Genomic DNA, 21,457 nt, shown 5'->3' with positions numbered 1-21,457 from the left:
AATAAGGTAATGTTAAACGAGGTTTCGGTTTCCAAATCGTTACCTCGTTTCTTTCGCTCTATTATTCATAGAAACGTGATTTTCAGTTTCTTGCATCGTTATTCATCTTGACATACGACTCTGCTGAAATTATTTTTGCAACCCTAAAAAGCAGAGTTTATGCGCAGCACGTTCAAGGTTCTGTTCTACCTTAAAAGGAACAAAGACAAAGATCAGAAAGTCGTCCCTGTCATGGGTCGCATCACGGTCAACGGCAGCATCGCGCAGTTCAGCGCGAAGCTCTCCGTCCCGGAAACGCTTTGGGAGGTCAGCGGCGGCCGCGCCAAAGGCCGCAGTCTCGAAGCGGATCGCATCAACCGTCATCTGGACAACATCCGCACCCAGATCGGCAAGCACTATCAGGATATCTGCGACCGGGAGTCATACGTTACGGCCGAAAAGGTCAAGAATGCCTATCTCGGCTTCGGAGAGAAATACCGGCTGCTTCTCGAAGCGTTCGAGAAATTCACCGGCGACCTCAAGAAACGTGTCGGCATCGACCGCTGCCACGGTACATGGAACCGCTACTATAAATCCATCGACCATCTGCGGACTTTCATGCGTAAGGAGTATAACGTGAGCGATATGCCGTTGGCGGAGTTGGAACAGTCGTTCATCGAGCAATACCACGTCTACCTTAAATCCGATCTGGGGCTCAAGCCTACGACCGTCAGCGGTTATCTCAAATGCCTGAAATACGTTGTCAAAATCGCGTTCAACAACGGCTGGATGCCTCGCAACCCCTTTTCCCTCTATCAATATACGGCTCCGAATCCGGAACGTAGTTTTTTAACGGAAGATGAACTCCGGCGTATGATGACTACCGAGCTGCGGTATAAGCGTCAGGACTATAACCGCGATATGTTCCTGTTCTCCTGCTTTACGGGCATCTGCTATGCGGATATGGCCTCGCTGACCTATGACCGGATCGAGCAGGATGCGCAGGGCGAGTGGTGGATCAGCGGCAACCGCCAGAAGACCGAAACCAAATACGTTGTCAAGTTGCTGCCTTATGCGTTGTTCATCCTGAACAAGTATCGGGGTCTGACCGGCGACGGACGTGTTTTTGCCATGTCTACACTCGATTCGATCGACGACAGCCTGAAAAACATCGCCCGGGAGTGCGGCATTGACAAACAACTCTCATTCCACCTTGCCCGGCACACGTACGCCACGACGATCTGCCTGTCGAACGGTGTGAGTCTGGAGACGCTTTCGAAGATGCTGGGACATAAAAATATCACCACCACTCAAATCTATGCGAAAGTCACCCCGCCGATGATCGACCGTGAGGTTACCATGCTCCGGGAGAAACTGGCAACGAAATTCTCCGTGTAGACACTTTGCGATAAAGTATATAAATATATTATGATGTGCACCCCAAAGTTTGGACTGATTAATAATTCAGATAGCATGAGTTCGGTATTGTACCGGGCTCATGTTGTTTAATGCGGTCTTTATTCGCTTGTTATTGTAGTAATTTATGTATTCCTCCAGTTCCTTGCGGAAATGATCGACAGACTCGAACTTCTGCAAATATAATAATTCTGATTTTAACAGTCCGAAAAAGTTTTCCATGACCGCATTATCCAAACAGTTTCCCTTACGAGACATGCTCTGACTAATACCTTTTTCACGCAGCCGATATTGATAGCGTTTCATCTGGTACTGCCAACCCTGATCCGAGTGAAGTATAAGTTCCGGAGCATCGGGCAGATCCTTTATGGCATCTTCAAGCATTTTCATTGTTTGGTAAAAGGTCGGATGTTCAGCTATATTATAACTTATTATTTCCCTGTTATATAAGTCCATAATAGGCGACAGATAAAGTTTCTTGCCGAACAGAGAAAATTCAGTAAGGTCTGTAACCCACTTTTGATTAGGACGTTCCGCCATAAAATTACGTTTCAGCAAGTCAGGCACAACGGCACCAACCTCTCCTTTGTATGAACGATATTTTTTTAGGCGCACCCGGCATTTAACTCCACATTCGTTCATTAACCTAAGTACCGTTTTATGGTTTATAGAATATCCGCGATTGTGCATCTCTACTGTGATACGGCGGTAACCATAACGTCCCTTATGATCGTGGTATATACTTACAATCTCGTTTTTCTCTTGTTTGTATTTATCGGGGAACTTTAACTGCTTCAGATGATAATAGAACGTACTACGCGCCATCCCCGTAACTTCCAATAGCGTGGGAAGGGTATGTTCCGGTCTTAGTTCTTCGATGGCTTTTGCCCGTTCCCGTTCTCGCGGACGATGCGTTCCTCGACTAAGATCCTCAATTTTTTTAAGTAAGCGACCTCGGCGCGAAGACGTTGGTTTTCGACTCGCAAGTCATTTTCTTCCTGTGGTTGTAGTTCCTGTTTATTAGGTTTGGTTCTCATCTTACCCCGATTATCACGGTAAAGACCGGATTCACCTTCTTCATAATAGATACGCTCCCATCTGCTCAGCGTACTCTCATTGTAAATACCGAACTTTGCCGTTGTTTCCGTTAAAGATAAGTGATTCTCGTGCATGTGCCTGATAGCTGACAACTTAAAATCGCCGCTGTAAGTATATTGCCGTATACGAAGACCTGCTTCGCCGAACTCTTTATAACGCGCAATCCAACGCGACAAAGGCGTATAGCTTATTCCAAAATGCTTGGAGGCGGACGATACGGAATGTTGGCCATTGACAACAGACAAAACTGCTGTTAATTTCTCCTCATAACTGTACTTCATAAAACACCCCAAAAGTTATGTCCAACTTTTGGGGTGCAGTTCAAGTGATCTTCCCCTTTTCACAGACCGCATCAGCGCTGCGCTTTCATATAATGCTGTTCCAGCAGTTTATAAAGCGATGACTGCGGATAAAGAATCTTTCCACCAAGAGTAGTATAAGGGATTTGGCGGTTGTCCCGGTAATTCTGCAAGGAGCGTTTCGAGATGCTGAAGATGCTGCAAATCTCCTCACTGGTCAGGTACAGTTCATTGCCGATGACTGGGAGGTGCGTGTCGATTAGAATATCAACGGCACGGATGGCTTTGACGATATCGCGGCGCAGTTCCTTGAACGCGGCGCTGTCGCGGGTGATGATCTCTTCGGTCATGCTACAGGCTTTTTATCAGGTTCTTTTCCAGAAGTTGCCGGATGTCGTCGTCCCGGAACAATACTTTATTCCCCAAGGCCGTATAGGGGATGATGCCGGCGGAACGATAGTATTGCAAGGCTCGCTTGGTGATGCTCAAAGCCTTGCAGACCTCCTCGGCCGTAAGCCCCGGACAGTTGTCGGTTGGACGGAGAGAGAATGGAGCGCAGCTATTCGCTCCAGAAGACGTTGAAGGTGCGCCTGCAACTCTTTATAGGCGCTCGTTTCCATAAGGACGCAATCCATAATTGTTGGGTTTAGGTGATTTCTGCGGTAAGGATGTGCAAGATAATCCAAGCCTTCAGAAAACGATTTCCATGTCCGCTCCAGACCGTTCCAGTCCGCTCAAATGAAAAAATGATCCGCGATGACGCTGATGTCCGTCATAAATCGGCAAATAGAGAGATAAAAATTCTATTTGCTTTTTTATCAGATATTTCGTATATTTATATAGAGTTGTTTGACAGGATGAACCTCGATGTAAGTTTATTCGAGACTTACGTTTCTAAATCATTACCTCATAAAAAAACAACGCTGTAACTTATTAGGTTACAGCATTGTTTTGTAAATCCCCGGAAACCCGGAGGAGGGGCCGGCTTTTACTTTCCGGACTCCGGGCCGTTTTCGTGGGCGCCATTCGTCCGGCGTTATTCATCCGACGCTTATTGCCCGGCGCCATCCGTCCGGCGCCATTCATCCGACATTATCCGCCCGGCATTCCCTTCAAGCCTCATTTCTTTAGCGTCGCAAACGAAAGAATATGCCAAGTAACGCCCACGGCGACGGCGAGCAGCGCGGCCTGCGCCCACCACCATCCGGAGAGCGGCGCAAAAACGCAGTAGAGCATCGTTCCCCACATCAGCGTGAGCGAAACGATCTTGGCGCGAAGCGGTATGGCGCGATTTTCGCGGAAGTTGCGGACATACCCGCCCAGACAGGGGTGCGCCAACAGCCAATCGTAAAGCCGGGGCGAAGAGCGGACCCACAATGCGGCGGAGAGCAGCAGAAACGGCGTGGTCGGGAGCAGCGGCACGAAAATACCGACGACACCCAGCACGAACGACAGACACCCCAAGGCGGCGAGGAAAAATTTCATGGAGCAAAAATAGCATAAATTCGGAACCCGGAAGAGCGGCGACCGTTATTTTTGCCTATCTTTGTATGACAGAACCTAAAAACAACACAAAAACAAAAATACGATGACTAAAATAGGTATCGCCAGCGATCACGCCGGCTACGAAATGAAAGAATTTCTGGTGGGCTACCTCTCGGCCATGGGTTACGACGTCCACGACTTCGGCCCCGGCTCCCCCGAAAGCGTCGATTATGCCGACTACGCACACCCGCTGGCCGAAGCGGTCGAGAAAGGCGAATTCGAATGCGGCATCGCCCTCTGCGGTTCGGGCGAAGGGATGACCATGACCCTCAACAAGCATCAGGGCATCCGCGCCGGACTGGCGTGGGAACCGGAGATCGCATCGCTCATCCGCCGTCACAACAACGCCAACATCATCGTCTTCCCGGCCCGCTTCATCACCAACGACGAGGCCGTGGCGATGCTCGACGCCTACTTCGGGGCGCAGTTCGAAGGCGGACGCCACCAGCACCGTATCGAGAAGATGGCCGTACCCTGCGGCGTTGCGGCTGAAAAATAGCCGATCGGGAGACGCCTGCGACCAGAAACGAATGCGGGCAGAACAGATGCGATGCAGGCACGGCCAGCCGGACATCGAACCGGCAAACGCCGTAATCACATCCGCCCAAGACCGGGCAACGCCTACAACGAAAAGATGAAGGGAGTCTGCGACCGCAGGCTCTCTGCTTTTTCGGGACGGTCGAACAGCCCGAAAACCGCAGAGCCGCTGCCCGACATCGAAGCGTAAAGGGCACCAGCATCGAGTAAGTTCCGCTTGGATGCGCGGATGGCGGGATGCGCGGCGAAGATATGCGGTTCGAAATCGTTGGTCACAATCTCCTGCCACTCCGCGACGGGACGCCGCAGACGCTCGGCAAGCGGCACGGAGGGCACCCGCGGACGTACGCCCGCATAGGCTTCGCGCGTAGAGACCCCCTCGTCCGGCTTCACGATCACGAGGGTCAGCCCCGCAAGGTCGAGCGGGAAAGGCGACATGATCTCACCCCGTCCGGTGCAGAACTGCGGGGTGTTGCGCACGAAGAACGGCGTATCGCTGCCCAGCTCGGCGGCGCGGGCGATCAGCTCCGCTTCGGGCAGATGCAGGTCGAAAAGCCGGTCGAGAGCCAGCAGAACCGCCGTGCCGTCGGACGAACCGCCACCCAGCCCGGCGCCGAACGGCACCCGCTTGTCGAGCCGGATAGCGACGCCGTCCACGCCGTAACGGTCGTGCATCAGCCGGAAAGCCCTGATACAGATATTCTGTTCGGGTTCGCAGTCCACCGCGAGCCCTTCGGCGCGGAAATCCACGCCCGCCCCGGCCGTGCGCACGACCTCGACTTCGTCGTAAAGTCCGCGCACGGGAAACATCACCGTTTCGAGGTCGTGATAACCGTCCGCACGGCGGCGCAGGATATCCAGCCCCAGATTTATTTTGCAGTTTGCCCGTAAGATCATACGGCAAAGATATAAAATTTGTACTTTTGCAGTATGAAATTCCGCACCGAAATCGAAATTGCGCCCCTTGGAACGAAGATCGGCTACGAGAACCGCATACTGGCCCTCGGCTCCTGTTTCGCGGAACACATCGCCGGGCGGCTGGCACAGGCAAAATTCCGCGTCACGGCCAATCCTTCGGGCATTCTGTTCAACCCGCTCTCCATCGCCGCCGCGCTGCGCAGCTACGCAGGGGAGAAGCCCGTACGACATTCGGAATTGGGATTCGACGGCGAATTGTGGTTCCATTACGGGTTCCACGGCTCTTTTTCCGCCCCGGAAGCGGACCAAGCCCTCGCGGCGATGAACGCCGCCCGGAAGAGCGGAGCCGAAGCGCTGCGCGCGGCCGACCGGATCGTGCTGACCTTCGGCACGGCGTGGGTCTACGAACACGACGGCGCGGTGGTCGCCAACTGCCACCGCCGGCCCGCCGCGGAGTTCACGCGGCGCAGGCTGGGCGTGGACGAGATCGTCACCGCTTTCGCAGACCTCATGGCAGGTCCGCTCGGCGGCAGGGAGGTGATCCTTACGGTCAGCCCCGTGCGGCATCTCGGCGACTCACTGGCGGGCAACGCCGTGAGCAAAGCCGCACTCCGTCTGGCCGCCGAAGAGCTGGCGGAGCGTTTTCCCGACGTTCACTATTTCCCCGCATACGAAATCCTCAACGACGACCTGCGCGACTACCGGTTCTACGCCGACGATCTGGTGCATCCGTCTCCGCAGGCCGTGGAATACGTCTGGGAGAAGTTCTCGGCGACGGTTCTCTCGGAGCAGGCCCGGCGTCTGCTGCCCGACGTCCGCCATATCGTCGTGGCCGCGGCGCACCGGCCCCGCAACCCGCAGAGCGCAACCTACCGCGAGTTCTGCCGCCGCAGGCTCGAAGAGATCGCGGCGCTGCCGCAGATCGATTTTCGGACCGAAGCGGAATATTTCCGCCGATGTATCGAAATAAATTCGTAAATTTGCGGCCTATCATTCGCACACCATGAAGCACAAAATCATTTTACTCGCCATAGCCGCCTTCGCGGCCCTCGAAGTCTCGGCCGCACGGCCCCGGCTGGTCGTTAATATCGTCGTCGGCTCGATGCGCGCCGAGGATCTCTCGCGTTACGCCGACAATTACGGCGAAGGAGGACTCCGGCGCCTGATCGACGGCGGCACGGTCTTCGCCGACAGCCGTTACGACTACCAGCAGACCACCACGCCCGTGTCGCTGGCCACGTTATCGACGGGCGCGATGCCCTCGACGCACGGGGTCATCGGCTCGCGCTGGCGCGACTACGTCGCCAACGAGGCCGTGGAACTGATCGCCGGACGCAACGGCGCAGGCCCCTACAACCTGATCGCCCCGACGCTCTCCGAAGCGCTCCTGCAGCACGAACCCGGCAGCAAGGCCGTCACCGTGGCGGCCGAAGCCACGTCGGCGATCGTCTTGGGCGGACGCGGCGGCGAGGTCTTCTGGCTCGACTCGGCGCGCTGCGGCTGGACCACCTCGCCCTACTACGCCGCCGACGTTCCCGAATGGGTGGCGCGCAGCAACCGCGAACGCTACAACCTCTCGTACATCGCCCCCGAATGGCGGACGCTCTACGAAAAGGGCCGCTACGTCAACTCCCGCAACTGGGACGTAATCCTCACGGGCAAGAACAAAAAGGAGAAGGACGAGACGGGCAGCGGCCGCCTGAAGCTCACCACCGATTTCGACCGGATGCTCTACACCCCGGCGGGCAACACCGCCGTATTCGGCTTCGCCAAGCAGGCCATCGCCCAGTTCAAGCTCGGCACCGACGGCACGCCCGACCTGCTGAACATCTGTCTCGATTCGTCGCGCCGCATCAGCGAAGCCTACGGTCCCGAATCGGTCGAGGCGGAGGACATGTATTACCGGCTCGACCGCGATCTGGCCGACTTTTTGACGTTCGTATTCGCGCAGGTCAAGAACGGCGAAGTGCTCGTCGTATTCACGTCGGACCACGGAACCAGCCCCTCGTACGACGCGGGCCGCGAAGAGGCCGACCGGTTCAACGCCCGGCAGTTCGAGGTGATCGTAAACGGGTTCCTGAACGTCCGCTACGGCATGGGCAACTGGGTGCTGGAGTACGAAGACAAATGCCTCTACCTGAACCACAACCTCATCTACGAGCGGGGACTCAATCTGGCCGACGTGCAGAACGAGGTGGCGATCTTCGCCATGCAGTTCCGCGGCGTCTCGCACGCCCTCTCGGCCACGGCCATGCGCACGAGCTACTTCGGCAGCGGCTACGCCCGCAAGATGCAGAACAGCTTCTATCCCCGGCGTTCGGGCGACGTGATCATGAACCTGATGCCCGGCTGGATCGAGGAGAACGACCGCTGCGCATCGTCGTCGGGTTCGATGTACGGCTACGACACGCAGGTGCCGCTGGTATTTTACGGCTTCGGAGCCGGTCCCCTGCGCGTGAAGCGCCGCGTGGACATGACGGCCGTGGCGCCGACCGTGGCGCGGGTGCTGGAGATCACCGAACCTGCGGCGTCGGAGGGCGAAGTGCTCCCGGAAATCATCGATTTTTAAGGATTAAAAAATATACGGACATGGATAAGATACAGGAGGAGATCATCGAGGAGTTCTCGGTATTCGACGACTGGCTCGACAAATACGACTACCTCATCGGTCTGAGCGATTCGTTGCCGGCCATCCCCGCCGAGCACCGCACCGTGCAGTACCTGATCGAGGGATGCCAGTCGCGCGTGTGGGTGGACGCCCGCATGGAGCAGGGCCGGGTCTATTACGCCGCAGACAGCGACGCCATAATCACCAAGGGCATCATCGCCCTGCTGATCCGCGTGCTGAACGGTCGCACGCCGCAGGAGATTCTCGACACGGAGCTCTATTTCATCGACGCCATCGGCCTGAGCGCAAACCTCTCGCCCACGCGGTCGAACGGCTTGTTGTCAATGGTCAAGCAGATGCGGCTCTATGCGCTGGCCTTCGCGAGCAAGGACGGTGCGAACGAAAAATAAAAAATCGGAAACCAACGTTTCTTTCGGCAGAAGAGGCGTCCGGCCCTGCGAATCGGCCGGAACCGGAAAGCCGGAAGGGAGAGTTTCCGGCGGTTTTTAGTTTTCAACGCTTAATTTCAATGTCACGATGACACCCAAAGAGATACTGAAGGTCGAGAAGGAGATCGTCCTTACGCTCAAGAACATATACGATCCCGAAATCCCGGTAAACATCTACGATCTGGGACTGATCTACGAGATCGACTACACGCCCGACGGCGTCGCCAACATCCGCATGACGCTCACCGCGCCCAACTGCCCGATGGCCGACATGCTCGTCGAAGACGTAAACCAGCAGGTAGCCAAGGTCAAAGGCGTGAAGTCGGTGAACGTGATTCTCACGTTCGATCCCGTATGGGACAAAAGCATGATGTCGGAAGAGGCACTGCTGGAGCTCAATCTGTTTTAGCATGACGGCGGAGCGGGAACAGCGCGCGATGAACCGGCTTCGGGCCGGAGCCGGGGCTTACGCCTGCGGCGGATTCCTCGCGGGACAGTCAGCCTTGCAGCGCAGCGAGATATGCACGTCGCTGCTCTTCGACCGGCTCGAACGCAAAATGCGCATGGTGGAGGCGCTGCGGCACGAAGCGGCGGAGAACTGGAACCAGACCTTCTACCTGCTCTACTTCCGCACGCTGGGCGACCGTCAGAATCAGGAAGCCTACCTCACGCTGGCGCGGCGCGTATCCTACAAAACCGTTCTGCGCGAACGGCTGGCGCCGCATGCCGTCGAATCGCTGCTTTTCGGAGCGTCGGGACTGCTGGCGCTCTATCCGCACGACACCTACACGCTCAACCTCGCCCGCAATTTCGAATATCTGGCGGCCAAATACGACATCGAACCGATGCAGGCCGGAGCTTGGCAGCTGGGCGACATACGCCCGGCCAACCACCCCGTACTGCGGCTGGCGCAAGCCGCGGAATTCTTCGCTCAGGACGAGTTCGTCATGGAGCGCGCCATGGCCTGCCGCACGGAAGAGGAGATCCGGCGGCTCTTCTGCGTCGAGGCCTCGGATTACTGGCGGACGCACCATATTCCGGGAATCGCAGGCGACGACAGGCCCAAGCGTCTGGGGACTTTCAAGGCCAACATCATCGGCATCAACCTCGTCTCGGTGCTGCAATTCGCCTACGGCAGCTACACCGGACGCGAAGCCCTGCGCGACAGCGCCCTGACGCTGCTCGAACGCCTGCCCGCGGAGGACAACCGTTACATGCGCGGCTGGCACGACGCGGGGCTGACGCCCCGCAGCGCCTTCGAGTCGCAGGCCCTGTTGCAGCTGGCGACGGAATACTGCGCCGCCAAACGGTGCGCGGAGTGCCCCGTCGGGCGGCGCATCCTGAACAATCTGAAAATCGGAAACAACTAACTCTACCACCATGCAAAAACAAACACCACTGATCAGCGTCATCATGCCGCTCTACAATGCGGAGCGATTCGTCGGCGAAAGCATCGAGAACGTCCTCCGGCAAACGGTCGGCGACTTCGAACTGATCGTCATCGACGACGCATCGACCGACGCTTCGGCCGAGATCGCACGCGCCTACGCCGCAAAGGACAACCGCATCGTACTGATGCACAACGAACTCAATTCGGGAGCCGCACGCACCCGCAATCGGGCGCTGGACGCCGCCCGCGGAAAATTCATCACCTTCATGGATGCGGACGACCTCTGCTCTCCGGAACGCTTCGCCAAACAGCTCGCCTTCTTCGAACGACACCCGCAAACCGACATCTGCGGCAGTTACTACACGATGTTCGGCACAAGGGGGGGGGAAAATGACGAACTGAAAATCCAAGTGCCGCTCACCCACGAGGAAATCCAGTACCAACTGTTTTTCGGGTGCCCGTTCGGCATGTCGTCCGTCATGCTGCGCAGCGAACCTTTCAAACGGACCGGCATACGCTTCCGGGAGTGTATGGCCGAAGACTATCAGCTATGGGTCGATCTTTCGGAACACCTCCGCATGGCCAACATTCCGGAGTACCTGACCTTCTACCGCCGATGGGAAGACCAAATCTCGACACGCCAACTGGACCGCCAGACCCTCAGCGCCCAGCTTACCCAGCAGGAACAACTCGCGCGCAAACTGGGCGTCCGGCTCTCGGATGACGAAGCCCGCATCTTCACCCGTTTCTCCCTGCGGACCGGGGAGGTAAAGAAAAGGGAACTCGCCTCGTACCGCCGCATTCTCACACGTCTCTACAAGGCCGGCATCCGGCATTCACACGATCCCAAGCTGCTCAAACGGCAGCTTATGCGCCGGTACAAAATGGCCTGCGGACTCTTCTATCCGTCGTGGAGAGTCTGGATTCACAAGCGTCTGTTCCTCGTCCGACTTCTCGCGTCATGAAAAAAATCAGCATCATAATTCCGCTGTACAACCTCGAAGGGCTGATCGGCAAGTGTATCGCTTCGGCCCTCGATCAGGACCTGCCGCCCGAAGAGTACGAAGTGATCGTGGTGGACGACGGATCGACCGACGGTTCGTTGGCCGCAGCGCAGCGGGCGGCCTGCGGGCATGCGAACGTCCAAGTGCACGCCAAACCCAACGAAGGCGTAAGCATGGCCCGGAATTACGGCACGGAGCGCGCCGCGGGCAGATATGTCATGTACGTGGATGCAGACGACTACCTTTCGCCCGGCGTTCTCGGACGGCTGACGCAGATCATGGACCGGGAGCGGCTCGACATGCTCTGTTTCGACATGGCGGGCGTCGACGAACACGGCGGCGACCTTCCGCTCTGGAGCGACGGGCTTTTCGCACGCGGCGGCGGGGAGGTGCAGAGCGGACGCGATTTCCTGCGTCGGGACTGCTTCCTGCCCATGGCCTGCGCCTACGTCTACGACCGGACGATGCTCGAACGGCATGGACTCGGCATGCTCCCGATGCGGCACGAGGACGAAGAGTTCACCCCGCGCGCCATTTACTTCGCAAAACGGATCCGATATGTCCCGATCCGGGTGTACAACTACCTGCAGCACAACGGATCGTTCATGGGAAGCTACGATCCGAAGCGCCGCTCGGACTTTGTCCGGGCGATGAAAAGCCTGACCGACTTCGCGGCCCGTATCGAAGAAAGCGATCCGGAAGGCGCACGCCTGATGCGGCTGCACGTGGGCAAAACGATGTTTTTCGCCTGCAAACAGACGATACTCGGCAGACAGGGCAACGCCCGCGAAATGCTGCGCGACGCCCGGCAGCGGGGAGTCATGCCGCTCGCATTCCGCAAATACAACTTCCGCCATTTCCTGATAAACCGCACCCCCGCGCTTTTCGTCCTCTATTACCGGCTCCACAAAAGACGGTGACCCGTCGGCCGGAATGCGGCTCCGAATCGCGGAAACCCCGCATTGGGTCCCTTTATAGGGACCTATTTTTTTGTGCATTCGGGAAAAATAAGTATCTTTGTAGGATTTACAACCACAACCCCGAAATATCAGAAAACGAATATGGATATAGCTGCCAGTTTAATCAAACTCATCTTCGGCTCCAAAGCCGACAAGGACCGCAAGCAGATCGAGCCTTATCTCGAAAAGATCAAAGCCGTCTACCCTGCCATAGAAGCCCTTTCCAACGACGAACTGCGCGCCCGAAGCGAAGCGCTGAAGAAGCAGATCGCCGATTTCATCGCAGCCGACGAAGCCCGCATCGTGGAGCTGAAAGCCAAGCTGGAGTTGGCCGAGACATCGCTCGAAGAGAAGGAGAAGGTCTCGAAGGAGATCGACGAGACGACCAAACGCATCGACGAAAAGATCGAGGAGAAACTCGACGAAATACTGCCCGAAGCGTTCGCCATCATGAAGGACACCGCGCGCCGCTTCGCCCAGAACGAGACGGTAGTGGTCACGGCCAACGATTTCGACCGCGATCTGGCCGCCGTCAAGGATTTCGTAACCATCGAGGGCGACAAGGCCGTATACGCCAATCACTGGATGGCCGGCGGCAACGACCTCAAGTGGGACATGATCCACTACGACGTACAGCTGTTCGGCGGCGTTGTGCTCCACAAAGGCAAGATCGCCGAGATGGCGACGGGCGAAGGAAAGACCCTCGTGGCGACGCTCCCCGTATTCCTCAACGCCCTCGCAAAAAAGGGCGTGCACCTCGTGACGGTCAATAACTATCTGGCCAAGCGCGACTCGGAGTGGATGGGGCCGATGTACCAGTTCCACGGGCTGTCGGTGGCCTGCATCGACGACACGCAGCCCAACTCCGACGCCCGGCGCAAGGCATACATGGCCGACATCACTTTCGGCACGAACAACGAATACGGCTTCGACTACCTGCGCGACAACATGGCTTCGTCGCCCGCCGACCTCGTACAGCGCAAGCACCACTTCGCCATCGTCGACGAGGTGGACTCCGTATTGATCGACGACGCACGTACGCCGCTTATCATTTCGGGTCCCGTGCCCAAAGGCGACGACCAGATGTTCGAGCAGTACCGCCCGGCCATCGACCACCTCTACAACCTGCAGAAGAACCTCGTGACGGGGCTGCTGGCGGAAGCCCGCCAGCTCATCGCCGAGGGCAAGAACGACGAAGGCGGCGTGAAACTCTACCGTGCGCACAAAGGTCTGCCCAAATACAAGCCGCTGATCAAATACCTCTCGGAAACGGGCGTCAAGGCGCTGATGCAGAAGACCGAAAACACTTACATGCAGGACAACAACCGCCGCATGCCCGAAATCACCGACGACCTGTTCTTCGTCATCGACGAGAAACTCAACTCGGTGGAACTGACGGACAAAGGCCATGAAGTGCTGTCGAAATACTTCAACGAGGACGGATTTTTCGTGATGCCCGACATCGGTGCGGAAGTGGCCGAGCTGGAAAAGAGCGATCTCTCGGCCGAGGAACGCGCCCGCAAACGCGACGAGGTGATCAACGACTACTCGATCAAGTCGGAGCGCGTGCACACGGTGCATCAGCTGCTCAAGGCCTACGCCATGTTCGAGAAGGATGTCGAATACGTGGTGATGGACAACAAGGTGAAGATCGTCGACGAGCAGACGGGCCGTATTCTCGACGGACGCCGCTATTCGGACGGACTGCATCAGGCGATCGAAGCCAAGGAGCACGTCAAGGTCGAAGCCGCGACGCAGACATTCGCGACGATCACCCTTCAGAACTACTTCCGCATGTACCACAAGCTGGCCGGTATGACCGGTACGGCCGAAACCGAGGCTTCGGAGTTCTGGAGCATCTACAAACTCGACGTCGTGGTGATTCCGACCAACCGTCCCGTGGTCCGCGACGACCGTCAGGACCTGATCTACAAGACCAAGCGCGAGAAATACAACGCCGTGATCGAAGAGATCGTGAAGCTGGTCGAAGCGGGCCGTCCGGTGCTGGTGGGTACCACGTCGGTCGAGATCTCGGAGTTGCTGAGCCGCATGCTCAAGCTCCGCAACATCAAGCATAACGTTCTGAATGCCAAGCAGCACCAGCTGGAGGCCCAAGTCGTGGCCGAGGCCGGACGTTCGGGACAGGTGACCATTGCGACCAACATGGCCGGCCGCGGTACCGACATCAAGCTCACGCCCGAAGTCAAGCAGGCCGGAGGTCTGGCGATCATCGGCACCGAACGCCACGAAAGCCGCCGTGTGGACCGCCAGCTGCGCGGACGCGCCGGACGTCAGGGCGACCCCGGATCGTCGCAGTTCTTCGTATCGCTCGAAGACGACCTGATGCGTCTGTTCGGTTCGGGCCGCATCGCCTCGATGATGGACCGCATGGGACTCAAGGAGGGCGAGGTGATTCAGGCCGGCATGATGACGCGCGCCATCGAGCGTGCGCAGAAGAAGGTCGAGGAGAACAACTTCGGCATCCGTAAGCGTCTGCTGGAATACGACGATGTGATGAACTCGCAGCGCGAGGTGATCTACACCCGCCGCCGTCACGCACTCTACGGCGAGCGCATCGAGATCGACCTCAACAACATCATGTACGACTACGCCGACAATTTCGTGGAGACCAACCGCGGCATCGAGTTCGAGGATTTCCGCTTCGAGCTGATCCGCGAAGTGGCCGTAGAACCGTCGTTCGGCGAAGAGACCTACGGCTCGGCGAAGCCCGCCGAACTGGTGGAACTGATCGTCAAAGACCTCAAGGAGACCTATGCACGCCGTGCCAAGGCCGTGGCCGACACGGTACGCCCCGTCATGGAGCGCATCTACGAGGACAAGAAGGATCAGCTGGATTCGAACATCTACTTCCCGATTACGGACGGCCATCTGGGCTACAACGTCCCGGTGAACCTGCTGAAATGCAAGAACACGGACGGCGCGGAGATCTACAAGATATTCTCGAAAGTGGTGATGTTCACCACCATCGACGACGCATGGCGCGAGCACCTGCGCGAAATGGACGACCTGCGCCAGAGCGTGCAGAACGCCACCTACGAGCAGAAAGACCCGCTGCTGATCTACAAGTTCGAATCGTTCGGACTCTTCTCGAAGATGATCGTCAAGGTCAACCGCGACGTGCTGTCGATCCTCAACAAGGCCTACATTCCGGTGCGGGACCAGAACGCCGAAGCCGTACAGCGCCAGCGTCAGGAGCGCGCCAAGGTGGACGTGAACAAACTGCAGGCTTCGCGCATGCAGGCGGCGGCACAGGCCGGGCAGCAGGACAAACAGAAACCGATGCCGATGCACGTCGAGAAGAAAGTGGGCCGCAACGATCCCTGCCCCTGCGGAAGCGGCAAGAAATACAAACAGTGCCACGGCAAAGGAATGTAAACCGGAAATGGGCTACAACGAAGAAAAACAACGTCAGCTGGATATCCGCTACCTGCGCATGGCGCGCATCTGGGCGGAGAATTCGTACTGCGTGCGCCGCAAGGTCGGAGCGCTGATCGTCAAGGACAAGATGATCATATCCGACGGTTACAACGGCACGCCTTCGGGGTTCGAGAACATCTGCGAGGATGAAAACGGCCACACCAAGCCCTATGTCCTCCACGCCGAAGCCAACGCCATCACCAAGGTCGCCAAAAGCGCCAACAACTGCGACGGCTCGACGCTCTACATCACCGCCGCCCCCTGCATCGAATGTTCGAAGCTGATCATTCAGGCTGGTATCAAACGGGTGGTGTACTGCGAGGAATACCGCTCGGAAGAGGGGCTGAATCTGCTGCGCAAAGTAGGCATCGAATGCGTCCAGCACGCAATGGAAGATTGCTGACCGGAACGGCGATGCACCGTGAAGGGGCTTGCGATATGATTTCGTCTCCGGCTCTTTCCGACCGACGGCAGCTTGTGCAGACCAAAAAACAATCCGGATAAGGAGCCGCGTGCGGCTCCTTATTTCACAGACGCACAAAGCGTCCCCGGCAAAAGGCGGATTTGCATTTCCCGGAAAGAATCATTACTTTTAAGGTATAAACCACTAAAACCGCATCGGTATGAAACGCATCGTCATCGTCGGAGCGACATCGGGCATCGGACTCGAAGTCGCAAAACTCTGTATTCAGGCGGGTTGGCAGATCGGGGCCGCAGGCCGGCGCGAGGAGGCGCTCGAAAAGCTCCGCACCCAAGCTCCGGACCTGATCGTGACCGAATCGCTGGATATCACGCGCGACGATGCGCCCGAACATCTGTCACGCCTGATCGACAAGCTGGGCGGAATGGACATTTACCTGCACTGTTCGGGCATCGGGAAACGCAACACCGAGCTGCATCCCGACATCGAGATCGACACCCTGCGCACCAACGGCGAAGGATTCGTGCGCATGGTGACGGCGGCTTTCGGCTATTTCCGCGCTCACGGAGGCGGGCATTTGGCCGTCATCAGTTCGATCGCAGGCACCAAAGGACTCGGCAGCGCACCGGCCTACTCGGCGACCAAACGCATGCAGAACACCTACATCGACGCACTGTCGCAGTTGGCGCATATGGAGAGACTGAATATCCGCTTTACGGACATACGACCGGGGTTCGTGGCCACGCCCCTGCTGGCCGGCGACGGGCATTATCCGATGCTGATGCAGGTCGGGAAAGTCGCCGCACGGATTATGAAGGTCCTGAAGCGGCAGCGCCGCCGCGTGGTGATCGATCGCCGCTATGCGGTCATGGTATTCTTCTGGAAGATGATTCCCGAATGGCTTTGGGAGCGGCTCAACATCCGCAAGAACGACTGACGGCAAAACACCCGTAATAAGATACCCTTAATGAAGGGTTCGCGGCTACACCCCTGCGGACCGACGGCAGACCGTATCCGATACAGATGCGGCTCGAAAAGGTGCCGCCAGAAACTCTCAACGAGGCCGACACATAAAAACGAAACGGAGGTGCGGCTGAACGGCAACAGCAAGAAAAGCCCCCTATCTCCCGAATTATCGGTGCATCCGGTCCGTAAATCCGGTTCTTCACCGAGGTCGGATTCCACACAAACAGATTCCACACAAAAGTCGGCCTCCGGCCCAAACGGGTCCGGCGGTCAAGACGATGCAGATAAAACGAACCCCCGGTCTCTGCGGAGCCGGGAGGTCTTGTTTTCATATTTCAAAAACGGCAGGTCATCCGGATCAGAATGACAGGGCGTCCGGATCAGAACGGCAGGTCGTCCGGATCGTCGGCGGGAATCGACGGCGCGGGGGCGGGCTTCGGAGCCGCAGGCTGCTGATAGCCGCCTGCAGACTGTCCGGCAGAGGACTGCTGCGAACCGTAACCCTGCTGCGATCCATAGCCCTGCTGTCCGTCGGACGACGGGTTGTCGCTGCGGCGGCCCAGCAGATTCATCACATCGGCCAGAATCTCGGTCGTATAGCGTTTGTTATTGTCCTTGTCCATCCATTCACGGGTACGCAGACGCCCCTCGACGTAAATCTGCGTGCCTTTGCGGACATACTTGTCCACCACGTCGGCCAGACCGCGCCAAAGCGTGATCGTATGCCATTCGGTATGCTCCTTGGCCTCGTTGGCCTGCCGGTCGAACAACCGTTCGGTCGTAGCCAGACGGATACGTGCGACCTTCACGCCGCCTTCGGTGGTCCGGATTTCGGGGTCGATACCGACGTTGCCGATCAAAATTACCTTATTTACCATAATCTATAACATTAAAATTATCAATAAACACACGACGGACCGGGAGAAATCCACATCCGGCACTTCTGCGGAGCGGCCCGGCGCCAAAGCCGGGATACAGCGGTGAAGATCCAAGTCCCTCCCCGACGACTCCGCAGCGAACGTCCGTGACAAAAATCCGGAAGGCCAGTCCGTCCAACGCCGCAACACAACCGGCACGGCCCGAAACGACATTCCTTCTAAAGCGCTTTTATCATACGCTTGAAGAGCACCTCCATCTTGATTCCGGCCTTTTTGCCCTGACGCTGCACGTCTTCGTGGTCGCCCACTTCGTCCGAGAGTCCGCAGTTGGTGATGACCGAAACGCCGAAGACCGGGATCGACATATGGCGCGCCACGATCACCTCCGGCACGGTGGACATGCCGGCCGCATCGCCGCCGATATTCTTGAAATAGCGGTATTCGGCCTGCGTCTCGAACGTCGGCCCCGTGCCGCCCACATACACGCCGTACTGGAGCTTGATATTCTCCTCCTCGGCGATGGCGGTCGCCTTGGCGATCAGCTCCTTGTCGTAGCAGTTGTGCATATCCGGAAAGCGGGGACCGAGTTCGGCGATGTTGGGGCCGATCAGCGGATTGGGCATCAGGTTGATATGGTCGGTGATGACCATCAGGTCGCCGACGCGGAACGAGGTGTTGATGCCGCCCGAAGCGTTCGATACAAAGAGGTATTTGATGCCGAGCTGCCGCATGACGCGCACCGGGAACGTCACCTGCTGCATGCCGTAGCCTTCGTAATAGTGGAAACGGCCCTGCATGGCCACGACCCTGCGGCCCTCGACCATGCCGAAAATCATACGGCCTTTGTGTCCTTCGACCGTGGAGACGGGGAATCCCGGAATATCCTTGTATTCGATGGCGAAGCGCGTCTCGATCTTATCGGCGAAGCCGCCCAAACCGGTGCCGAGGATGACGCCCACTTCGGGAGCGAAAGAGTCGGTGGCGGCGTCGATGAAAGCCGCCGTTTTTTTAATTTCCTCTAACATCTTCTTCTAGTTTTTGCAGAAAATCCGTAGCCGAATCCTCTATGAATGAAATATTTATCGGTAAATAGTATATGCTGCGCCGGATCTCTTCGGGGATCTTGGCGCGGTTGGTCAGTTTCACGGCGTCCTTTTCGGTCGTCACGATGACCGCACCGGGCCAGCGGGCCAGCAGTTCCCGCAGCCGGTTCAGGTCGCGGACCTTGTAAACATGGTGGTCCTCCAGCGTCATCTCCTGCACGACCTCGTAGCGTTCGCGCAGCGTCGCAAGGAACGGCTTGGGATTGCCGATGCCCGAAAGCGCAATGACCTGCCGCCCGTGCAGAAGCGGTTCGTCAGGAGCCGCATCGGGATAGAGCGGCTGGGGCATGAAGCTCTCGAAACGGGTGAAATACACCCGCTGGTAGGCGACCTGAATCAGCACCTTGCGCATGATGCGCCGGTCGATGGGGGCCATCTTCTCTGGGCACTTCGTGACCACGAAATAGTGGGCGCGGTGCAGCTCTTCGGGCAGGTCGCGCAGCGTTCCGAGCGGCAGCATCCTGTCATGCTGAATGGGGCGCGTCGCGTCGATCATCACGATATTGATCTTCGGCTCCACATAACGGTGCTGGAAGCCGTCGTCCATGATGATGAGGTCCACTTCGGGGTGTTCGGCCCGGATGCGGCGGATGCCCTCGGCGCGTTTCTCGCACACGACGACCACCGTGCCGGGAAATTTGAGTTTGATCTGAAGCGGTTCGTCGCCCACGTCGCGGTAGTGGGAATCGGTCTTCACCTCCCGGTAGCCTTTGGTGCGGCGACCGTAGCCGCGCGACAGCAGGGCCACGTTGTGCATCTGCGACATGTAGGCGATCACCATTTCGGCCATCGGGGTCTTGCCCGTACCGCCGACGGTGATGTTGCCGATGCAGACGACCGGGATGTCGAACTTCTCGCTTTTGAGCACTCCCCAGTCGAACAAGCGGTGACGGAAAGTCACCCCCGCTTTATATAAGAGAGCTGCAGGTGCAAGCAGGCATTTCAACATCTTCGGTCTGTTTATCTACACAATTTTTCAAAGGTAGAAATAAATCTTCGGAACGCAAAACAAAAAAAAGCAAATCTCAGGCCTCACTGACAAACGAATAATAAAATTGGCGGAAGAGTCGTTTTTTTATATCTTTGTTTCGATTATGAAAAGTCTCAGATTACCCATATGCGCCCTGCTGCTGGTTGCGGCGGGGGCGTGCAGCAGAACGCAGCAGCAGGAAACGGCCGGGGAGGAAGCCGCCGAGCAGCACAACATCGTATACGGCATCAACGCCGACAATTACCGCACCGAGACCGGCGAGGTGGGAAGCGGCGAAACGCTGGGCAAAATCCTGAACGGATTCGGCGTTTCGGCGCTGACGATCGACCGGCTCGACAAGGCTTCGAAGGATATTTTCCCGCTGCGCAACATCCGCGCGGGACACAAGTACACGGCCTTCATCCACGAGGATTCGCTCTATGCCCCGCACTTGGATTATCTGGTTTACGAACGCAACGTCGCCGAATACGTGGTCTTCGGATTCCACGACGACTCGGTGAGCGTCCGCACGGGCGAAAAACAGTTTACCGTGCGCCGCACCAAGAAGAGCGCCACGATCAATTCGTCGCTCTGGGGCGCTATCATGGAGCAGGAGCTGCCCTATGCGCTGGCCGCCGAAATGGAGGACATTTACCAGTGGACGGTGGACTTCTTCGGCATCCAGAAAGGCGACAACTTCACGGTCATCTACGACGAGCGGTTCATCGACGACAGCGTCTCGGTCGGCATCGGCCGCATCTGGGGCGCGAAATTCTGTCAGGGCGGCAAGGAGTACTACGCCATTCCGTTCCGGCAGGGCGGCAAAATCCGCTACTGGGAGTATGACGGCGCGAGCCTGCGCAAGCAGATGCTCAAGGCGCCGCTGAAATATTCGCGCATCAGCTCGAAATTCACCTACGCCCGCAAACATCCGATCTACAAGGTGTACCGCCCGCATACGGGCGTCGATTACGCCGCACCGAAAGGCACGCCCGTGCATGCCGTCGCCGACGGCGTGGTCACCTTCAAAGGCTGGGGCGGCGGAGGCGGCAACACGCTCAAGATCAAGCATGCGGGCAACCTGATGACGGGTTACCTGCACCTGAGCGGCTATGCCAAAGGCATTTCGAAGGGTTCGCGCGTATCGCAGGGCCAGCTGATCGGCTATGTCGGTTCGACGGGCGCTTCGACGGGACCGCATCTCGACTACCGCATCTGGAAAAACGGCACGCCGATCGACCCGCTGAAAGTTCCGCAGGAACCCGCCGAGCCGATCGCAAAAGAGAACCGGGCGACGTTCGAATTCGTACGCGACCGCATCGCGGCCGAGCTGAACGGCGAGGTGAAGGACGAAGAGCGCATCACGCAGCTGGATTCGCTCGTAATTCCGCAGGCTCCGGCGGCTTCCGCCCCGGCAGGCGAAACCACGGCAGCGAAATAACGCATATGGCGGCAGCGGAAACGGACGGGAAAAAGATG

General features: G+C 57.6%; 21 protein-coding genes. 13 read left to right on the top strand and 8 right to left on the bottom strand.

From position 1 onward, the window contains the following. Positions 1-159 precede the first annotated feature (159 nt). Complete coding sequence (locus ALFI_RS12260) at positions 160-1,377, top strand: site-specific integrase (RefSeq protein ID WP_014776043.1); 1,218 nt, start codon at positions 160-162, stop codon at positions 1,375-1,377. A gap of 66 nt (positions 1,378-1,443) precedes the next feature. Here ALFI_RS12260 and ALFI_RS16670 read toward each other — a convergent pair. The 4 genes from ALFI_RS16670 to ALFI_RS12235 all read right to left on the bottom strand — a co-directional run bounded on the left by ALFI_RS16670 (position 1,444) and on the right by ALFI_RS12235 (position 4,277). Continuing rightward, positions 1,444-2,774 (bottom strand): IS3 family transposase gene (locus ALFI_RS16670; protein WP_370803655.1). Its coding sequence is split into 2 segments (ribosomal slippage): positions 1,444-2,330 and positions 2,330-2,774, totalling 1,332 coding nucleotides; the frame shifts between segments, so codons are not numbered across the junction. A gap of 71 nt (positions 2,775-2,845) precedes the next feature. Continuing rightward, positions 2,846-3,142: a helix-turn-helix domain-containing protein gene (locus ALFI_RS12245; RefSeq protein WP_014776040.1), complete on the bottom strand. Its 297-nt coding sequence runs from the start codon at positions 3,140-3,142 to the stop codon at positions 2,846-2,848. 1 nt (position 3,143) lies between these two features. Further along, positions 3,144-3,260 carry a hypothetical protein gene (locus ALFI_RS17490; protein WP_240046649.1) on the bottom strand — a complete coding sequence of 39 codons (117 nt, stop codon included), beginning with the start codon at positions 3,258-3,260 and terminating at the stop codon, positions 3,144-3,146. A gap of 651 nt (positions 3,261-3,911) precedes the next feature. Next, positions 3,912-4,277 carry a YbaN family protein gene (locus tag ALFI_RS12235; protein WP_014776039.1) on the bottom strand — a complete coding sequence of 122 codons (366 nt, stop codon included), beginning with the start codon at positions 4,275-4,277 and terminating at the stop codon, positions 3,912-3,914. Between the two features lie 103 nt (positions 4,278-4,380). On the opposite strand from ALFI_RS12235, the gene ALFI_RS12230 reads away from it, so the two are divergent. Then, a complete protein-coding gene (locus tag ALFI_RS12230) occupies positions 4,381-4,836 on the top strand; it encodes an RpiB/LacA/LacB family sugar-phosphate isomerase (RefSeq protein WP_014776038.1) in 456 nt (151 codons plus the stop codon). Between the two features lie 122 nt (positions 4,837-4,958). On the opposite strand, the gene ispE is transcribed toward ALFI_RS12230, so the two are convergent. Then, positions 4,959-5,771, bottom strand: a complete 813-nt coding sequence (gene ispE / locus ALFI_RS12225) for a 4-(cytidine 5'-diphospho)-2-C-methyl-D-erythritol kinase (protein WP_014776037.1) — start codon at positions 5,769-5,771, stop codon at positions 4,959-4,961. Between the two features lie 33 nt (positions 5,772-5,804). Here ispE and ALFI_RS12220 point away from each other — a divergent pair, with 33 nt between their 5' ends. The 10 genes from ALFI_RS12220 (at position 5,805) to ALFI_RS12175 (ending at position 16,998) form a co-directional block, all read left to right on the top strand. Next, positions 5,805-6,770 carry a GSCFA domain-containing protein gene (locus ALFI_RS12220; RefSeq protein ID WP_014776036.1) on the top strand — a complete coding sequence of 322 codons (966 nt, stop codon included), beginning with the start codon at positions 5,805-5,807 and terminating at the stop codon, positions 6,768-6,770. A 25-nt stretch (positions 6,771-6,795) separates the two neighbouring features. Continuing rightward, on the top strand, positions 6,796-8,361 hold the full coding sequence (locus ALFI_RS12215; RefSeq protein ID WP_009598362.1) for an alkaline phosphatase family protein: 1,566 nt from the start codon (positions 6,796-6,798) through the stop codon (positions 8,359-8,361). 20 nt (positions 8,362-8,381) lie between these two features. Beyond that, positions 8,382-8,810 (top strand): SufE family protein, encoded by a 429-nt coding sequence (locus tag ALFI_RS12210; RefSeq protein ID WP_014776035.1) that lies wholly within the window; start codon positions 8,382-8,384, stop codon positions 8,808-8,810. Between the two features lie 127 nt (positions 8,811-8,937). Further along, positions 8,938-9,258: a metal-sulfur cluster assembly factor gene (locus tag ALFI_RS12205; protein ID WP_009598369.1), complete on the top strand. Its 321-nt coding sequence runs from the start codon at positions 8,938-8,940 to the stop codon at positions 9,256-9,258. 1 nt (position 9,259) lies between these two features. After that, a complete protein-coding gene (locus ALFI_RS12200) occupies positions 9,260-10,219 on the top strand; it encodes a DUF2851 family protein (protein WP_014776034.1) in 960 nt (319 codons plus the stop codon). Positions 10,220-10,229: 10 nt separating this feature from the next. Then, positions 10,230-11,204 carry a glycosyltransferase family 2 protein gene (locus ALFI_RS16665; RefSeq protein ID WP_014776033.1) on the top strand — a complete coding sequence of 325 codons (975 nt, stop codon included), beginning with the start codon at positions 10,230-10,232 and terminating at the stop codon, positions 11,202-11,204. Beyond that, the gene (locus tag ALFI_RS12190) at positions 11,201-12,163 is read left to right on the top strand and encodes a glycosyltransferase (protein ID WP_014776032.1); all 963 of its coding nucleotides are present in this window, start codon (positions 11,201-11,203) and stop codon (positions 12,161-12,163) included. Before ALFI_RS16665 ends, ALFI_RS12190 begins: the two co-directional genes overlap by 4 nt. Positions 12,164-12,304: 141 nt before the next feature. Further along, positions 12,305-15,598 (top strand): preprotein translocase subunit SecA, encoded by a 3,294-nt coding sequence (gene secA, locus ALFI_RS12185; protein ID WP_014776031.1) that lies wholly within the window; start codon positions 12,305-12,307, stop codon positions 15,596-15,598. 7 nt (positions 15,599-15,605) lie between these two features. Beyond that, positions 15,606-16,043 carry a deoxycytidylate deaminase gene (locus ALFI_RS12180; protein WP_009598343.1) on the top strand — a complete coding sequence of 146 codons (438 nt, stop codon included), beginning with the start codon at positions 15,606-15,608 and terminating at the stop codon, positions 16,041-16,043. Between the two features lie 220 nt (positions 16,044-16,263). Beyond that, positions 16,264-16,998, top strand: a complete 735-nt coding sequence (locus tag ALFI_RS12175; RefSeq protein WP_014776030.1) for an SDR family NAD(P)-dependent oxidoreductase — start codon at positions 16,264-16,266, stop codon at positions 16,996-16,998. Positions 16,999-17,407: 409 nt separating this feature from the next. Here the strand turns inward: ALFI_RS12175 and ALFI_RS12170 are convergent, their stop codons facing one another. From ALFI_RS12170 to lpxK, 3 genes are all read right to left on the bottom strand, one after another. Further along, the gene (locus ALFI_RS12170) at positions 17,408-17,905 is read right to left on the bottom strand and encodes a single-stranded DNA-binding protein (RefSeq protein WP_009598352.1); all 498 of its coding nucleotides are present in this window, start codon (positions 17,903-17,905) and stop codon (positions 17,408-17,410) included. A 218-nt stretch (positions 17,906-18,123) separates the two neighbouring features. Continuing rightward, the gene (locus tag ALFI_RS12165) at positions 18,124-18,930 is read right to left on the bottom strand and encodes a purine-nucleoside phosphorylase (protein WP_014776029.1); all 807 of its coding nucleotides are present in this window, start codon (positions 18,928-18,930) and stop codon (positions 18,124-18,126) included. Next, on the bottom strand, positions 18,914-19,957 hold the full coding sequence (lpxK, locus tag ALFI_RS12160) for a tetraacyldisaccharide 4'-kinase (RefSeq protein ID WP_014776028.1): 1,044 nt from the start codon (positions 19,955-19,957) through the stop codon (positions 18,914-18,916). Before lpxK ends, ALFI_RS12165 begins: the two co-directional genes overlap by 17 nt. A gap of 145 nt (positions 19,958-20,102) precedes the next feature. Between lpxK and ALFI_RS12155 the strand changes: the two genes are divergently transcribed. Beyond that, positions 20,103-21,419 carry a M23 family metallopeptidase gene (locus ALFI_RS12155; RefSeq protein ID WP_042494094.1) on the top strand — a complete coding sequence of 439 codons (1,317 nt, stop codon included), beginning with the start codon at positions 20,103-20,105 and terminating at the stop codon, positions 21,417-21,419. Positions 21,420-21,457 lie beyond the last annotated feature (38 nt).

Origin of the sequence: Alistipes finegoldii DSM 17242 (assembly GCF_000265365.1) — a bacterium.
Taxonomy (GTDB): Bacteria; Bacteroidota; Bacteroidia; order Bacteroidales; family Rikenellaceae; genus Alistipes; species Alistipes finegoldii.
This window is presented reverse-complemented; position numbering and strand designations above follow the sequence as displayed.

Bases quoted from the DNA above. Each gene is read 5' to 3' on its own strand.
- ALFI_RS12260 (WP_014776043.1), top strand. From the start codon at position 160: ATGCGCAGCACGTTCAAGGTTCTGTTCTACCTTAAAAGGAACAAAGAC.
- ALFI_RS12170 (WP_009598352.1), bottom strand. From the start codon at position 17,905: ATGGTAAATAAGGTAATTTTGATCGGCAACGTCGGTATCGACCCCGAA.
- ALFI_RS12175 (WP_014776030.1), top strand. From the start codon at position 16,264: ATGAAACGCATCGTCATCGTCGGAGCGACATCGGGCATCGGACTCGAA.
- ALFI_RS12205 (WP_009598369.1), top strand. From the start codon at position 8,938: ATGACACCCAAAGAGATACTGAAGGTCGAGAAGGAGATCGTCCTTACG.
- ALFI_RS12245 (WP_014776040.1), bottom strand. From the start codon at position 3,142: ATGACCGAAGAGATCATCACCCGCGACAGCGCCGCGTTCAAGGAACTG.
- ALFI_RS12165 (WP_014776029.1), bottom strand. From the start codon at position 18,930: ATGTTAGAGGAAATTAAAAAAACGGCGGCTTTCATCGACGCCGCCACC.
- ALFI_RS12155 (WP_042494094.1), top strand. From the start codon at position 20,103: ATGAAAAGTCTCAGATTACCCATATGCGCCCTGCTGCTGGTTGCGGCG.
- lpxK (WP_014776028.1), bottom strand. From the start codon at position 19,957: ATGTTGAAATGCCTGCTTGCACCTGCAGCTCTCTTATATAAAGCGGGG.
- ALFI_RS12220 (WP_014776036.1), top strand. From the start codon at position 5,805: ATGAAATTCCGCACCGAAATCGAAATTGCGCCCCTTGGAACGAAGATC.
- ALFI_RS16665 (WP_014776033.1), top strand. From the start codon at position 10,230: ATGCAAAAACAAACACCACTGATCAGCGTCATCATGCCGCTCTACAAT.
- ALFI_RS12235 (WP_014776039.1), bottom strand. From the start codon at position 4,277: ATGAAATTTTTCCTCGCCGCCTTGGGGTGTCTGTCGTTCGTGCTGGGT.
- ALFI_RS12190 (WP_014776032.1), top strand. From the start codon at position 11,201: ATGAAAAAAATCAGCATCATAATTCCGCTGTACAACCTCGAAGGGCTG.
- secA (WP_014776031.1), top strand. From the start codon at position 12,305: ATGGATATAGCTGCCAGTTTAATCAAACTCATCTTCGGCTCCAAAGCC.
- ALFI_RS12210 (WP_014776035.1), top strand. From the start codon at position 8,382: ATGGATAAGATACAGGAGGAGATCATCGAGGAGTTCTCGGTATTCGAC.
- ALFI_RS12215 (WP_009598362.1), top strand. From the start codon at position 6,796: ATGAAGCACAAAATCATTTTACTCGCCATAGCCGCCTTCGCGGCCCTC.
- ALFI_RS12180 (WP_009598343.1), top strand. From the start codon at position 15,606: ATGGGCTACAACGAAGAAAAACAACGTCAGCTGGATATCCGCTACCTG.
- ALFI_RS12200 (WP_014776034.1), top strand. From the start codon at position 9,260: ATGACGGCGGAGCGGGAACAGCGCGCGATGAACCGGCTTCGGGCCGGA.
- ispE (WP_014776037.1), bottom strand. From the start codon at position 5,771: ATGATCTTACGGGCAAACTGCAAAATAAATCTGGGGCTGGATATCCTG.
- ALFI_RS12230 (WP_014776038.1), top strand. From the start codon at position 4,381: ATGACTAAAATAGGTATCGCCAGCGATCACGCCGGCTACGAAATGAAA.